The 14,105-nt window shown below is 45.3% G+C and carries 14 protein-coding genes; 13 read left to right on the forward strand and 1 reads right to left on the reverse strand.

Features of this window, described 5'->3' with window-relative positions; translation table 11 throughout:
- The first annotated feature begins 11 nt into the window (after positions 1 to 11).
- The 13 genes from ftsZ to yqeH are packed head-to-tail and all read left to right on the forward strand — an operon-like array spanning position 12 to position 12,995.
- The gene (gene ftsZ, locus TM_RS04280) at positions 12 to 1,067 is read left to right on the forward strand and encodes a cell division protein FtsZ (RefSeq protein WP_004080800.1); all 1,056 of its coding nucleotides are present in this window, start codon (positions 12 to 14) and stop codon (positions 1,065 to 1,067) included.
- Positions 1,067 to 2,767, forward strand: coding sequence for a GspE/PulE family protein (locus TM_RS04285; protein ID WP_004080797.1), 1,701 nt, complete (start codon positions 1,067 to 1,069; stop codon positions 2,765 to 2,767). Before ftsZ ends, TM_RS04285 begins: the two co-directional genes overlap by 1 nt.
- Positions 2,764 to 3,969: a COG1361 S-layer family protein gene (locus TM_RS04290; RefSeq protein WP_004080795.1), complete on the forward strand. Its 1,206-nt coding sequence runs from the start codon at positions 2,764 to 2,766 to the stop codon at positions 3,967 to 3,969. The genes TM_RS04285 and TM_RS04290 overlap by 4 nt, the downstream gene beginning before the upstream one ends.
- Positions 3,970 to 4,011: 42 nt before the next feature.
- Complete coding sequence (locus tag TM_RS04295; RefSeq protein WP_227738445.1) at positions 4,012 to 5,046, forward strand: FtsW/RodA/SpoVE family cell cycle protein; 1,035 nt, start codon at positions 4,012 to 4,014, stop codon at positions 5,044 to 5,046.
- 48 nt (positions 5,047 to 5,094) lie between these two features.
- Positions 5,095 to 5,730: a hypothetical protein gene (locus TM_RS04300; RefSeq protein ID WP_004080791.1), complete on the forward strand. Its 636-nt coding sequence runs from the start codon at positions 5,095 to 5,097 to the stop codon at positions 5,728 to 5,730.
- Positions 5,731 to 5,746: 16 nt separating this feature from the next.
- The gene (locus TM_RS04305) at positions 5,747 to 7,117 is read left to right on the forward strand and encodes a PEGA domain-containing protein (protein ID WP_004080789.1); all 1,371 of its coding nucleotides are present in this window, start codon (positions 5,747 to 5,749) and stop codon (positions 7,115 to 7,117) included.
- A gap of 37 nt (positions 7,118 to 7,154) precedes the next feature.
- The gene (locus tag TM_RS04310; protein ID WP_004080787.1) at positions 7,155 to 7,916 is read left to right on the forward strand and encodes a response regulator; all 762 of its coding nucleotides are present in this window, start codon (positions 7,155 to 7,157) and stop codon (positions 7,914 to 7,916) included.
- Entirely contained in the window at positions 7,913 to 8,827 is a 915-nt protein-coding gene (gene ftcD, locus TM_RS04315) for a glutamate formimidoyltransferase (RefSeq protein ID WP_004080786.1), read from the forward strand. The genes TM_RS04310 and ftcD overlap by 4 nt, the downstream gene beginning before the upstream one ends.
- Positions 8,824 to 9,279, forward strand: coding sequence for a 23S rRNA (pseudouridine(1915)-N(3))-methyltransferase RlmH (locus TM_RS04320; protein ID WP_004080783.1), 456 nt, complete (start codon positions 8,824 to 8,826; stop codon positions 9,277 to 9,279). Before ftcD ends, TM_RS04320 begins: the two co-directional genes overlap by 4 nt.
- A 16-nt stretch (positions 9,280 to 9,295) precedes the next feature.
- Positions 9,296 to 10,663, forward strand: coding sequence for a hemolysin family protein (locus TM_RS04325; protein ID WP_004080781.1), 1,368 nt, complete (start codon positions 9,296 to 9,298; stop codon positions 10,661 to 10,663).
- Positions 10,602 to 11,000: a cytidine deaminase gene (cdd, locus tag TM_RS04330; RefSeq protein ID WP_004080780.1), complete on the forward strand. Its 399-nt coding sequence runs from the start codon at positions 10,602 to 10,604 to the stop codon at positions 10,998 to 11,000. The genes TM_RS04325 and cdd overlap by 62 nt, the downstream gene beginning before the upstream one ends.
- Positions 10,996 to 11,892: a GTPase Era gene (gene era / locus TM_RS04335; RefSeq protein WP_024103711.1), complete on the forward strand. Its 897-nt coding sequence runs from the start codon at positions 10,996 to 10,998 to the stop codon at positions 11,890 to 11,892. Before cdd ends, era begins: the two co-directional genes overlap by 5 nt.
- Positions 11,893 to 11,903: 11 nt before the next feature.
- On the forward strand, positions 11,904 to 12,995 hold the full coding sequence (gene yqeH, locus TM_RS04340; RefSeq protein ID WP_004080778.1) for a ribosome biogenesis GTPase YqeH: 1,092 nt from the start codon (positions 11,904 to 11,906) through the stop codon (positions 12,993 to 12,995).
- On the opposite strand, the gene dnaJ is transcribed toward yqeH, so the two are convergent.
- Complete coding sequence (dnaJ, locus tag TM_RS04345) at positions 12,992 to 14,101, reverse strand: molecular chaperone DnaJ (RefSeq protein ID WP_004080777.1); 1,110 nt, start codon at positions 14,099 to 14,101, stop codon at positions 12,992 to 12,994. The genes yqeH and dnaJ overlap by 4 nt on opposite strands.
- Between the last annotated feature and the right edge of the window lie 4 nt (positions 14,102 to 14,105).

Below are 14,105 nucleotides of genomic sequence, written 5' to 3' on the forward strand. Positions count from 1 at the left end.
AGGTTAAGAGTATGGGATTTGACCTTGATGTTGAGAAGAAAAAGGAAAATAGAAACATCCCTCAGGCGAACAATTTGAAGATAAAAGTCATAGGTGTAGGCGGTGCCGGAAACAATGCCATAAACAGAATGATAGAAATAGGAATACACGGTGTTGAATTTGTCGCGGTGAACACCGATCTTCAGGTACTGGAGGCTTCTAACGCTGACGTGAAGATTCAGATCGGTGAGAACATCACACGAGGCCTTGGTGCAGGGGGACGTCCCGAGATAGGAGAACAAGCTGCTCTTGAGAGCGAGGAAAAAATCAGAGAAGTGCTCCAGGATACCCACATGGTCTTCATAACTGCAGGGTTCGGAGGAGGGACGGGAACAGGTGCTTCCCCTGTCATAGCAAAGATAGCCAAAGAAATGGGAATCCTGACTGTAGCCATAGTGACGACTCCCTTCTATTTCGAAGGCCCGGAGAGACTCAAAAAAGCGATAGAGGGGCTCAAAAAACTTCGAAAACATGTGGATACCCTCATAAAGATATCCAACAACAAACTCATGGAAGAACTCCCGAGGGATGTCAAGATAAAGGATGCTTTTCTGAAGGCTGACGAGACTCTTCACCAGGGAGTGAAAGGAATTTCGGAACTGATAACGAAGAGGGGTTACATAAATCTCGACTTTGCAGACATAGAGTCGGTAATGAAGGACGCCGGTGCTGCGATCCTTGGCATAGGTGTTGGAAAGGGAGAACACAGAGCGAGAGAAGCTGCTAAGAAGGCTATGGAAAGCAAGTTGATAGAGCATCCTGTAGAAAATGCGAGTTCGATTGTGTTCAATATAACTGCTCCCAGCAATATAAGAATGGAGGAAGTGCACGAAGCAGCTATGATCATAAGGCAGAACAGCAGTGAGGACGCGGACGTCAAATTCGGTCTCATCTTCGATGATGAAGTACCCGATGACGAAATACGTGTGATCTTCATAGCTACAAGATTCCCAGATGAAGACAAGATTCTATTCCCGGAAGGTGACATACCGGCCATTTACAGATACGGTCTGGAGGGGCTTCTTTAATGCTGAGAAGATACAGAAAATTGGGTGAAATTCTTCTGGAAAAAGGATTCATAACCAGAGAAGAGTTGGATAAGGCTCTTGAAATTCAAAAAGAGGAAAGGAAACCGCTCGGAGAAGTTCTAATTGAGACAGGGTATATCACGGAGGATCAGCTGCTGGAGGCTTTGAGTGAACAATACGGAGTCCCAATCCTGAAGGAACTACCAAAAAACATACCACTCAACGTGGTGGGTTCTATTCCAAAGAACATCATCGAATCTCTGCACGTCATTCCTGTAGAAAAGAAGGAAGACGGAACTCTCGTGGTGGTGACGGATAACGGAACGAACATTCCAAGGATCAAACAGGAGATACGTTTTCTCACGGGGAAGAATCCGGAGATTTATCTGGTGACGAGCAGAGATTTTTCTGTTTTGTATCAAACGTATGTTCTTGGTGTTCCTCTCGAACTTTTCGAGGAGCCTTACGTTGCTATAGAAGAAACACCAGAACAGGTTGAGGAAGAAGAGGAAGAAGAAAGGGAAGTAGAAGAAGCTCCCATCGTCCGGCTCGTAAACAATATCGTAAACCGTGCCATAGAAATGGGAGCGAGTGATATCCATATAGAACCGATGAAAAGAACCGTGAGGGTGAGATTCAGAATAGATGGTATTTTGAGAAAAGTTCTTGAGTATCAAAAGCCACAGCACAACTCAGTTGTGGCACGAATTAAAATTATGAGTGGTCTCGATGTGTCGGAAAGAAGACTTCCACAGGACGGGAAGTTTTACACGATAAAAGGCGGGGAACAGTACGATTTTCGCGTGTCAACCATGCCTTCCACTTTCGGAGAAAAAGTCGTGATGAGAATACTGAAGGTGTCCGATGCAAACAAACGCCTCGAGGAACTTGGATACAGTGAATACAATCTGAAACGAATTCTATCACTGTTAGAAAAACCCTACGGTATCATCCTGGTCACCGGACCAACGGGAAGCGGAAAATCCACCACACTTGTCGCTATGATAAATTATTTGAAGAGTGAAAGTGTAAACATAGTAACAGCGGAAGACCCTGTGGAATACACCATCGAAGGGGTTACCCAATGTCAGGTTTTCCCAGAAATAGGTCTCACGTTTGCACGGTACTTGAGAGCTTTCCTCAGGCAGGACCCTGACATCATCATGGTGGGTGAGATCAGAGACAGAGAAACCGCACAGCTTGCGGTGGAAGCTTCCCTCACGGGACACTTAGTTCTGAGTACACTTCACACCAACACCGCTGCTGGTGCTGTTTCAAGGCTCATAGAAATGGGAATAGATCCTCACCTTCTCGGAGCCTCCCTTATCGGAATCATAGGTCAGAGGCTGGTGAGAAAGCTCTGTGATGAGTGTAAAATGCCTGGAGAGGTTCGAGATGAACAGGTAAAATCTTATTTCGAACAATTCTTTGGAAAGGTACCAGATCAGATTTACTATCCTTCAGAAGAAGGATGTCCTGCCTGCAAGGGGATGAGATACAGAGGGAGAATGGCTATAGGGGAAGTTTTGATTGTGGATGAAGAGTTGAGAGAATTGATCTCTTCCAAAGCGAGTGAAACAGAGATTGCAAAGCTCGCAGTGAAAAAAGGTATGCGCACCATGTTCCAGGATGCCCTCGAAAAGGTTCTTCTTGGGCAGACGAGTATCGAAGAGGTTTTCAGGGTGACCACACCGCTATGAAGTACTTTTCTAAAAGCCCTGAAGAATGGCAGAAGAGAGACGAAGAAAAGGAAAAAGAGTTCAGAAACAGAAAAAATAGAATTCGCCGCAGGGCGAATTTTATTCTTGTCGTGAATCTTGTAATAGTGGTTTTCCTGGTGTTTTTCACGAAAGCGTTTTTTTCCAACAAACCGGAAGGTGTGATTGGACCCTTCCAGCTGGTGATAGAAACAAAAGAGTCCTACCTTCCAAACGATCCCCTCGATGTGCGTGTAAAAGTGTTCAACAGAGAGAAGAAAAAAGAAAATCTTGTGCTGGAAGATTTCGTATTTTCCATCAAAAGGGAGAATGACACGGTGTACGAGTTTCACTTTCCACAGCGTGTGGAAAAAGAGATGGAAGCTTTCGAAAGTGTCCTGGTTTTTGATCTTTTGAGGGAGGAAGAGCTGTCAAATCTACCTGGAGGGAATTACACGATCACAGTCTCTGTCAAGTTGAACGGCCAGAGGGTGGTTATCAGTAAGGTCGTTTCGGTGATTGAAAAGTGGCAAATCGAGGTTGAAGACCTGAAAGATTTTTATTTCCCTTACGAAAACGTGCATTTCTTTGTCTATCTGGAAAACATAAGCTCAAAGAGTCGGAAAATTCGTGTGGAGTCGATCGGCCTTATTATCCTTAAAGGGAATGAGGCTGTCTTTGAAAGAGATATTCCTATAGAAAAAGACTTCGTGATAAATCCGATGATGGTCGAACAGATCCACGAAGTGAGTTTTTCCGCCCCAAAAGAATCGGGAGATTACATCATCAAATTGAAATTGAAGACAGAAAGCAGTCTGATAGAAAAATCAATTCCCCTTTTCGTCACGCGAGAGTATCAAAAAGATTTGAAGGGACTCTCCCTTGTCATCGAAGGGAAGAAGTTTGTAGCATCCGGTGAAAGATACGATTTCTCTGTGAAGCTTTTGAACGAAGAAAAGAAACGAAAGTACATAGTTTTGAAAAACATCATGATTGTTTTGACGCACAAAGAACCGGTGTTTTCGTATGCTTATTCTGAAGAGTACAGAATGACGATCGAAGGATACTCCTCAAGGGAAATTTTTAAGACGACCAGTTACGATATCATAAAGCTCGAGGATCCCGGGACTTACAAACTCATCGTTGTGATAGAAAGTGAAGAAGACAGGCTGATGAAGGAGATGGAGATAGTCGTTTCAGAGTGAGGTGGGACCATACCACACGAGAACAAACGAATAGACTGGATCATAGTTGTTCTTGTGTCCATCTTGATGTTGTTTGGACTTGCAACTTTGAGAAGCGCAACTTACGGAGAAAATGAGCAACTTTTCACGAGGCAGATTGTGTGGGATATAGCCGGTTTTTCGTTGATGTTTCTGGTTCTGTTCATCAAGGACAGAACGATAAGGAACTTTTCGATCATTCTCTACGTCTTCTCCGTTGTTTTACTGGCGGCCCTTCTTGTGAAAGGAACCCCCATCGGTGGTTCAAAGAGATGGTTCAGAGTGATGGGATTCAGTTTCCAGCCCTCAGACTTTGCAAAGCTTTCGCTCATCGTTCTGCTTCCTTATCTTCTGGAGAAAAGGTGGTTCTGGAGAAGTTTTTTTCTCACGGTTGTCCCCGCTGTTCTCATATTTCTGGAACCCGATCTTGGCACCACGCTTTCTGTGGGATTGATCTGGCTGTTTGCGGTTTTGGCCTCGAATGTGAATAAGAAGCCCCTTGTGATTCTATTGATACTTGTCCTTGTGTTTCTTCCTGTCTTCTTTTTCTTTGGGCTGAAGGATTATCAAAGAGCGAGGATACTTTCTTTTCTCAACCCGGAAGAGTACGGCGAGAGTTACTCCTACAACGTTCTGCAGTCGATTCACGCAATCGGAGCCGGTGGACTCTTTGGAGCAGGATACATGAAAGGAAAAGCGAACCTCATGGGTTACGTTCCTGTTTCATACACTGATTTCATCGTATCGGTGATCGGTGAGGAATTCGGATTCATCGGAATAGTCTTTCTGCTTTCGCTTTTCGGTCTTCTGTTCTTCGAGGTTTCCAGATGGATTCTGAACGTGAAAGACGAGTACTGGGAAATACTGATGGTTTCTGCGTGTGGACTGATATGGTTCCACGTCTTCGAAAACGTCTCGATGAACCTGGGACTCCTTCCAGTCACGGGTGTTCCTCTTCCCTTCATCAGCTACGGTGGAACCTCCACACTTGTGTTTTCCATTCTCGTCGGACTCATTCTCAAAGGGATTGCGCTGGCAAGAGTGGAAAAGAAACTTTGAGAACTCTCTTCTTTACTTGAAAGTCTTAGATTTGAGGGGGTGAAGAAAATGAAGAGATTTTTTCCCTTTCTGGGGTTGATTCTTCTGATTTTGACAGCCTGTCTACCTCCAATTGAGGAAAGGCACGAGTTCATCATCGAAGTGGTTGGGAATGCTTATCTTGACGATGTGATGGATTGGTATCAACCATCCTATGGTGATTATCTTGTTCAGGCACACCCTGTGATTGTACTCTACTATCCAGATGAAAGTTATGCTTACTATGAAAGAGCGACATTCTACGAACAATACAACGACTTCGTTGCCGCAGCCGGGGTGATCGTTGATACGGCGGATCTTAAAAATGATTTAGGCAGGATCTGGAACAGTTACTATCCAATTTACGACGTGGATGTGTGGTGGCAGGCAGATCGGGAAGAATGGCAGGCGAGAGTCAAGGGTTTGACGAGGGATGTTAATATCACGACGTTTTTTGTGGTAACCTTCAACGGACGTGATAATTACTGTGAAGTAGTAGATATAAAAGATGAAGGCGAAATATATCTTGACAACAACGGAGTTTATCACCTTGGTCCTTTAAGCGGTGTTGATGGTTTTGCCGCTTTCGTTCAGGAAAATCCTAGCAGATTAACCTTAGAGTCGAACACAAAAATCCTCGGTGCGGAAGTCAGATGGATAAAATAACGAGGAGGTGTGATTCATGAGGAGATATGTGTTTCTTCTTCTGATTCTTGTCTCGATGGTGGCTTTCTCTTTCGAAGCAAAGAGCATCATCATAGTACCCGAGAAACCTTACTTCACGGTGGATGTGTGGCTCAACAAACCGGAAGGATCCGTCTATGAAGTGGGAGAGAGGATAGAGATCTTCGTCAAATCTTCCAGAGACGCGTACATACTCATCTACGACATCAACGCACAGGGTAAGGTAACTCTCATTTTCCCGAACAAATACGAAAGCGACAATTTTGTCAGGGCAAATGAGATAAAAAAGATTCCTTCAAAATCCACCTATTCCCTCAGAGTTTCACCGCCGTATGGAAAAGAGTACATTCAGGTGATTGCAAGCACCAGACCGATACCGATTTTCAACCAGCTGAAAGAACTCGGGACAACTCGAGCCTTTCCGACGCTATCCGACAACGTCGAAGAATACGTTCAAAAGAAATTGAAACCCTATCTCACGGGAGAATGGGTCTCCGATCTCACTTATTTTTATGTGGGAAGAGCCCCAGCGTTTGGAACGCTGATCGTTGACTCGACACCTCCAGGAATGACCGTCTATATTGATGGTTCTTACAAAGGGAAGACACCGGTCACGGTATCGGTCGACGAAGGTACACACTACGTGACGGTGTATTTTGAAAACTACACGTTCTACAAGGAAGTCTATGTGGGAAGAAACCAGACGGTGAAGGTGATAGCCACTTTGCCTCTCGCTCAGCTCTCTCTCAGTTCAAGTCCGAGCGGTGCGAGTGTCTATCTGAACGGTGTCTATCAGGGAAAGACTCCTCTGACGCTGAACCTCTCTCCTGGAAATTACACTGTCACGTTCAGAAAAGAAGGGTACCGCGAGGAGACCCGAAACATAACACTCAGCGCGGGAGAAACCAGATCCGTGTACGTCACGCTAAAACCAGCACAGTCTTCTTTGAAACTGAGAACAGATCCTTCTGGTGTCGACGTCTATATCGATGGAAGATACGTGGGAACGACCGACCAGAACGGTTTGAATCTCATCCTTGATCCTGGGATGTACGAGGTAAAACTGGAAAAAGAAGGATACGAAACAGATCGCTTCACGGTGAATCTCGCACCGGGAGAAGAAAAGGAGATTTTCAGAAGACTGGAAAAAAGAGTAGTCTTCTCAGAGGTTAGAATAGAAACAGAACCATCGGGAGCCACAATATACCTGAATGGATACTACCACGGTGAAACACCCATCACTCTATACGTCCAGGCGGGAACCTACGAGATAACGATCGTGAAACCCGGATACAGAACGATTGTAAAAACCATCACCTTTGACGATGAAGAGGAATACTTCAAGTTCATCATGAACAGGATAGAATGATCGATGTTAAAATTAGTGATAAAGGGAGGAGTTCGCAGTGACTCCAACGGTTATGGTAGTGGATGAATCCAGAATCACCTTTCTTGCCGTCAAAAATGCCCTTGAAAAAGACGGTTTCAATGTGATTTGGGCAAAAAACGAGCAGGAAGCATTCACATTTCTCCGTCGCGAAAAGATCGATCTCGTGTTCGTAGATGTGTTCGAAGGTGAAGAGAGCTTGAACCTGATAAGAAGAATACGTGAGGAATTTCCCGACACGAAGGTTGCGGTTCTGAGCGCTTACGTTGACAAAGATCTCATTATTAATTCGGTGAAAGCGGGTGCGGTTGACTACATTCTCAAACCGTTCAGGCTCGATTATCTCTTGGAAAGAGTCAAAAAAATCATTTCTTCCACACCCAGAGTCACCGTTTCTCTCAGGAAAAACATTGAGGATCTTGAGATCACCCTCAAGTTCGAAGATATCGTGAGAAAAGAAATAAAGCGTTCCAACAGGACGGGTTCTCGTTTCTGCGTCATGTACGTTAAGTTCGAAGATATCATGAGAGACTACGAGACTATCAAGAAGTTCTTCAGGGAAACAGATTACGTTCTACCCATCTCCGCCAGCGAATACCTGTTTGTACTGACACTTACGGGGAAACACGGAATAGAGGCCGTTACAAGGAGGATGAAAGAGAAACTTTCCGAACGTTTCAGCTACACGTATGTGTGTTACCCGGACGATGGTAAAACCTACGAAGAAATCATTTTGACTCTGAAGGACAGAATGGCGAAACCGAGGGGGAATGAGAGTTGAAACTGATAGAATCGGTACCAAACTTCAGCGAAGGAAGAAGAAAGGAAGTAGTTGAAAAGATCGTCGCGGAAGCGAAAAAATACGACAGGGTATGGGTGCTCGACTGGTCAATGGATGCAGACCACAACAGATCGGTGATAACACTCGTGGGAGAACCGGAGAACCTCATAAATGCTCTCTTCGATATGACGAAAAAGGCAGCCGAACTCATCGATTTGAGAAATCACACGGGCCAGCATCCCAGAATGGGTGCAGCGGACGTCATACCACTTGTACCTCTCTACAACACGACTATGGAAGAGTGTGTGGAGTATTCGAAAATACTCGGACGCAGGATAGGAGAGGAACTGGGTATTCCCGTGTATCTTTATGAAAAATCTGCCACACGTCCAGAAAGACAAAATCTGGCGGATATCAGAAAGGGAGAGTTCGAGGGTTTCTTCGAGAAGATAAAAGATCCTCTGTGGAAGCCCGACTTTGGTCCCGACCGCGTACATCCCACAGCGGGTGTGACGGCGGTTGGTGCGCGCGAATTTCTCATAGCCTTCAACGTGAACCTTGGAACGCGGGATGTGAAAATAGCCGAAAAAATAGCCAGGGCAATCAGATTTTCCAGTGGAGGACTCAGGTACGTCAAAGCGATAGGTGTTGATTTGAAAGGAAGGGGAGTTGTACAGGTCTCTATCAACATAACAAATCACAAAAAAACACCTCTCTATAGGGTTTTCGAACTCATAAAGATGGAAGCCGAACGATACGGGGTACCGGTTTTGGGATCGGAGATAGTGGGACTTTTCCCGCTCGAATCTCTGTTGAAGACGGTTTCTTACTATCTGAGAACCGACCTCAACGCTAAAAAGGTCATAGAATCCAATCTCCTGGAGATACTCGTTAGAGAGAGTGAAAAATGAGAGTAAGAATAGCAGTAATTGGAAAACTGGACGGTTTTATCAAAGAGGGAATAAAGCACTACGAAAAGTTCTTGAGGCGATTTTGTAAGCCGGAAGTTCTCGAAATAAAGCGAGTCCACAGAGGAAGCATCGAAGAAATCGTCAGGAAGGAAACGGAGGACCTGACGAACAGGATTCTCCCCGGAAGTTTTGTTATGGTTATGGATAAGAGAGGGGAAGAAGTTTCTTCAGAGGAGTTCGCCGACTTTCTCAAAGATCTGGAAATGAAGGGAAAGGATATAACGATCCTGATAGGTGGGCCCTATGGGTTGAATGAGGAGATCTTCGCGAAGGCCCACCGTGTTTTTTCATTATCGAAGATGACCTTTACACATGGTATGACCGTTTTGATAGTTCTGGAACAGATATTCAGAGCGTTTAAAATAATCCATGGGGAAAACTATCACTATTGATGGAGGTGGAACAAAAGTGGAAGATCCTGTCAGTAGTGTTTTAACTCTCGGGCTGGAGTCACTGCTGCTGGTCATCTTGATTTACCTGTCGAACTTTTTCTCTTCTTCGGAGACTGCGCTCACCCTCATGAGCAAGGTCAAGATCAAAGAGTTTCTGGAGGAAAAAGAGGAAAAATCCGCGAAGGAAAGCTACATTCATCTGTTCAACAAGTATCTCACCACGATTCTCATAAGTAACAACCTCGTCAATCTCCTCGCATCCTCTATCTCCACTCTTATCTTCTTGAATCTGCTCAGAAACATGAGCGAAGAGTTCGTGGCGGTTGTGTCTACTCTCTTCATCACCACCATCCTTCTCATCTTCGGTGAGATCACCCCAAAGGTCCTGGCACGATCAGATCCAGAGCGTGTGTTCCGCAGATCGATAGGTGTTATCAGATTTCTCACCCGTGTTCTGGATCCCATAGGAAGGTTACTCGTGAAAATAGCGGACGGCATCATTTCCCTGAGACATGGAAAAAAGGTCTCCGAAGATCTGTTCATAACCGAGGAGGATATCGTTTCCATTGTTCAGGTCGGAGGGGAAATGGGTGTCATAGAGGAAGAAGAAGAAAGGATCATCAAGCGCGCTTTCGAGATGAAACAGATAGCCGTGAAAGAAATCATGACACCGCGGGTCGACATAGTGGCGATAGAGGAGAACCAGACAGTGAAAGACCTTATCGAACTGGTTGAAGACGAAGGGTACTCCAGAATACCCGTTTATAAAGAAACCATAGACAACATCGTGGGTATCTGCTACGCTAAGGATGTGCTTTCCATGCTTGCTGAAAAGGATTGCGAAGAAGTGAAAAGTATGAAGGTGAAGGATATTATGAGAGAAGCCCTGTACGTTCCCGAGACGATGAACATAGATGAACTCCTTAAGATCCTCAAAGCCAGGAAGATTCATATAGCGATCGTTGTGGATGAGTACGGAGGAACGGCCGGTATCGTAACACTTGAAGACATCATCGAAGAACTCTTTGGAAACATAATGGACGAGTACGACTACGATGAGATCTCTGGTATAAGAAAGATCGATGAGAGGACTTACATAGTGGATGGTGCCACACCGATAAACGACATCGAAATGGAGTTGCGTGTTCAATTTCCAGAAACAGAGTACGAAACGATAGCGGGATATCTGCTCGAGCACTTCAAAAGGATACCGAACGTTGGAGAAGAAGCGGTGATCGGAAATCTGTACTTCAAAGTACTCGCTGTTGGGAAAAACAGAATAGAGAAAGTCATGATAAAGATACTTGAGGGGGAAGAAATCGATGGTGAACCCGGAGAAGCTGGTGAAAATGGCTCTGGAAGCCAGGAAAAAGGCGTACGCTAAGTACTCGGGTTTCAGAGTCGGTGCCGCTTTGCTCACAAAGAGCGGAAAGATATACACAGGGGTGAATGTGGAGAATTCTTCTTACGGCTTGACAGTCTGCGCTGAAAGAGTAGCTGTTTTCAAGGCCGTTTCTGAAGGAGAAAGAGAATTCGTGGCAATAGCGATAGCGTCGGATTCTCCGGATAAGACTGCCCCCTGTGGTGCTTGTAGACAGGTTCTCTACGAATTTTCCGATGATCTGGATGTGATAATGGCGGATAGAGATGGGAACTTCGAGATTGTGAAATTGAAAGATCTTCTACCAAGAGGGTTCAGGCTGGGAGGTGGTGAGTATTAAATCGGGTTTTGTCGCTCTGGCAGGGAAGCCGAATGTGGGGAAATCGACATTCATAAATGCTGTTATGGGAAGAAAAGTAGTGATCGTCTCAGACAAACCTCAAACTACTAGGAACAGGATAAACTGCATCTACACGGACAAAGACAGTCAGATCATATTTGTAGACACTCCCGGTATCCACAAGCCTCTTCACAGGCTTGGAGAGTACATGGTGAAGGCTGCTGTTCAGGCTCTCAAAGGGGTGGATCTTGTACTCTTTATGCTGGACGCGGCGGATGGATTTACGAAGACAGACGAACACGTTGCGAAGATCGTGAACGACTCTGGAACCAAAACTATCATCGCTGTGAACAAGATCGATGTGGCGGGTGAAGAGAAGGCAAAAGCGGTGGGAGAACTCGCAAAAAGTATGGTGGAGAACGTCGTGTCTGTCCATTACATATCCGCTCTGAAGGGTGAAGGTGTCTTCGAAGTTCTAGAGAAGATAAAGGAAGAACTACCGGAAGGGCCACAGTATTACCCCGAAGACATGGTAACGGATCGCCCTCTCTCTTTCATGGCCGCTGAAATCATAAGGGAGAAGATCTTTCATCTCACAAGGCAGGAGGTACCTCATTCCACGGCCGTGGTGATCGAGGAAATAAAAGATAGACCAAATGGTGTCCTCTACATACGGGCAAACATATACGTGGAACGTGATTCTCAGAAGGGAATTCTCATAGGAAAGAACGGCAGCATGATAAAGAAAATTGGAACGCTCGCCCGTGAAGAATTGGAGTTTCTCGTGGGAAGAAAAGTGTATCTCGATCTGAACGTTAAAGTGAAAGAAAAGTGGAGAGAAAAGGACTTCATCATACTTCAAGAAATAGGCTTGAAAGACGACATAAAATGAGGTGAGACTCGATGAGATGTCCCGGATGCGGAGCAGCCATTCAGTTCGATGACCCGAAAAAACCGGGGTACATCCCGCGCGAAGTCTTTGAAAAAAGGCTCGAAGAAGGAAAGGAGATACTCTGTCAGAGATGCTTTCGAATGAAACATTACGGCAAACTGGAACCAGTTGAATTCGACTGGGATTTTAAAAACCAGTTGAAATCGTACCTTGGAGGATTCGATGTAGTGGTCTGGGTAATAGATATTTTCGATTTCGAAGGGACCTACAGAGAAGATATAGCAGAAATTCTGAAGGGGAAGAGGGTTATCTACGTCATAAACAAGATCGATCTCCTGCCCAGAGCGGTTACAGTGAAGGAGATCAAAGAATGGGTGAAGAAAAGAATAAAGACGAAGAACACAGATGATATAAGGATCGTCAGTGCTGAAAAGAATTTCGGCCTGACATCGCTTGTAAAGTATCTTTCACGGTTGACCGACAAAGCACTGGTGGTGGGAGTAACGAACGTAGGAAAATCTTCTCTACTAAACAAGATCTGCACTCATGAAAACACCATAAGTCCCTTTCCAGGGACAACTCTAGGTATTCTCAAAAGAAAGGTAAAAGAAGCGAATCTGTATCTCTACGATACCCCAGGTATCATGACAAGCGATAGGATTCTCGATCTTTTGGATCCTGAGTGTCAAAAGAGAGTTCTGCCAAGAGAAGAACTTTCCAGGAAAACCTTCAAGCCGGATAATGGAAGAACCATCTTCATGGGGGGACTGTGCCGATTCGATATTCATTTTGAAACAGAAAAGAATCCGATCTTTCTGCTTTTCTCCTCTAAAGAAGTAACCTTCCATGAAACGAGGAGGGAAAGAGCAGATGAGCTCATGAGAAACAGACTGGGAGATCTGCTAATTCCTCCATGCTCTAAAACAAAATTTGAAAATTTTAAGTGGAAGAGAGAAACCTTTACGTTGAAAGAAGGAGAAGAACTGGCGGTGGCGGGACTGGGATGGATGAGTGTCCGAAGAGGGCCTTTCACCGTCGAAGTCACGGTCCCGGATAGCGTGAAGCTCGTTGTTAGAGAAGCACTCGTCAATCCCAAACGCTAACCGATCGTGACTCCGCGTTTTTTCGCCAGTTCTTCGAGGACTTTTCTTTCCTCTCTGGAGAGACTCTTTGGTATCTCAACGTGCACGTTCACGATGAGATCTCCGCGCCTTCCATACCTGTTTGGAAGGCCTTTTCCCTTCAACCTGAAGACGGTTTCCGGCTGAGTTCCCGGAGGAATCTTCAACATCGTCGTACCGCCTTCTGGAAGAGGAACTTCAACGGTTGTTCCCAAGATAGCCTGAAGGTAGTCTATTGTGACATCATACACGAGATCTGAACCGGATTTCTTGAATCTGGGATCTGGTTTCACACGGACGATAATTATCAGATCACCGTAAGGTCCACCGTAATATCCCGCATTTCCACCGCCAGTGATTCTAAGATGAGTACCATCTTCCACATTTGGTGGGATTTTCACCGTTCTTCTGACCTTTCTGAGAACTCTGCCGCTTCCACCACACTCGTGGCAGTATTCCCGTGGAATCTTCCCTGTGCCGCCACACCTCTCACAGGTTCTCTCGCTGACGAAGTAACCAAAGAACGATCTTCGTTCTTCTCTGATCCTTCCCGTTCCACCACAACTTGGACAATCCATGTATCCAGCGTTGGGTTCTACGCCAGTTCCGCCACACCTCGGACAGGTTTCGTACCTTTCGTATTCCACGGGTATCTCCGCTCCGTTGATCAAATCGGAGAGAGTTACTTCTATTTCGTACCTTATATCTTCGCCTCTTCGGGCGTATTCTCTTCTTTCTTCCTGGTGTGGTCTTTCGCCAAAGAAAACGTCGAATATATCTCTGTTGAAGATGTTTTCAAAGTCTCTGAATATATCGTCGAAGAAGCCACCAGATTCTGTTTCCTGATACGTGGGTTGTTCTCCCACGTATCCGAAACGATCGTACATAGCCCTCTTCTGTGGGTCGCTGAGGACTTCGTAGGCCTCCTGAATTTCCTTAAAACGCTGTTCGGCTTCCTTCCTGTTTTCCGGATGACGATCCGGATGCCACTCTTTTACGAGTCTCTTGTAAGCCCTTTTTATTTCTTCCTGTGTGGCGTCTCTGGGAACACCGAGAATTTCGTAGTAATCCTTCTTTTCTTTTTTCATGATC

It is taken from the genome of Thermotoga maritima MSB8 (assembly GCF_000008545.1).
Classification (GTDB): Bacteria; Thermotogota; Thermotogae; order Thermotogales; family Thermotogaceae; genus Thermotoga; species Thermotoga maritima.

Excerpts from the sequence above, each read along its gene's own strand:
- ftsZ (WP_004080800.1), top strand. The coding sequence starts at position 12 with ATGGGATTTGACCTTGATGTTGAGAAGAAAAAGGAAAATAGAAACATC.
- TM_RS04285 (WP_004080797.1), top strand. The coding sequence starts at position 1,067 with ATGCTGAGAAGATACAGAAAATTGGGTGAAATTCTTCTGGAAAAAGGA.
- TM_RS04290 (WP_004080795.1), top strand. The coding sequence starts at position 2,764 with ATGAAGTACTTTTCTAAAAGCCCTGAAGAATGGCAGAAGAGAGACGAA.
- TM_RS04300 (WP_004080791.1), top strand. The coding sequence starts at position 5,095 with ATGAAGAGATTTTTTCCCTTTCTGGGGTTGATTCTTCTGATTTTGACA.
- TM_RS04305 (WP_004080789.1), top strand. The coding sequence starts at position 5,747 with ATGAGGAGATATGTGTTTCTTCTTCTGATTCTTGTCTCGATGGTGGCT.
- TM_RS04320 (WP_004080783.1), top strand. The coding sequence starts at position 8,824 with ATGAGAGTAAGAATAGCAGTAATTGGAAAACTGGACGGTTTTATCAAA.
- cdd (WP_004080780.1), top strand. The coding sequence starts at position 10,602 with ATGGTGAACCCGGAGAAGCTGGTGAAAATGGCTCTGGAAGCCAGGAAA.
- yqeH (WP_004080778.1), top strand. The coding sequence starts at position 11,904 with ATGAGATGTCCCGGATGCGGAGCAGCCATTCAGTTCGATGACCCGAAA.
- dnaJ (WP_004080777.1), bottom strand. The coding sequence starts at position 14,101 with ATGAAAAAAGAAAAGAAGGATTACTACGAAATTCTCGGTGTTCCCAGA.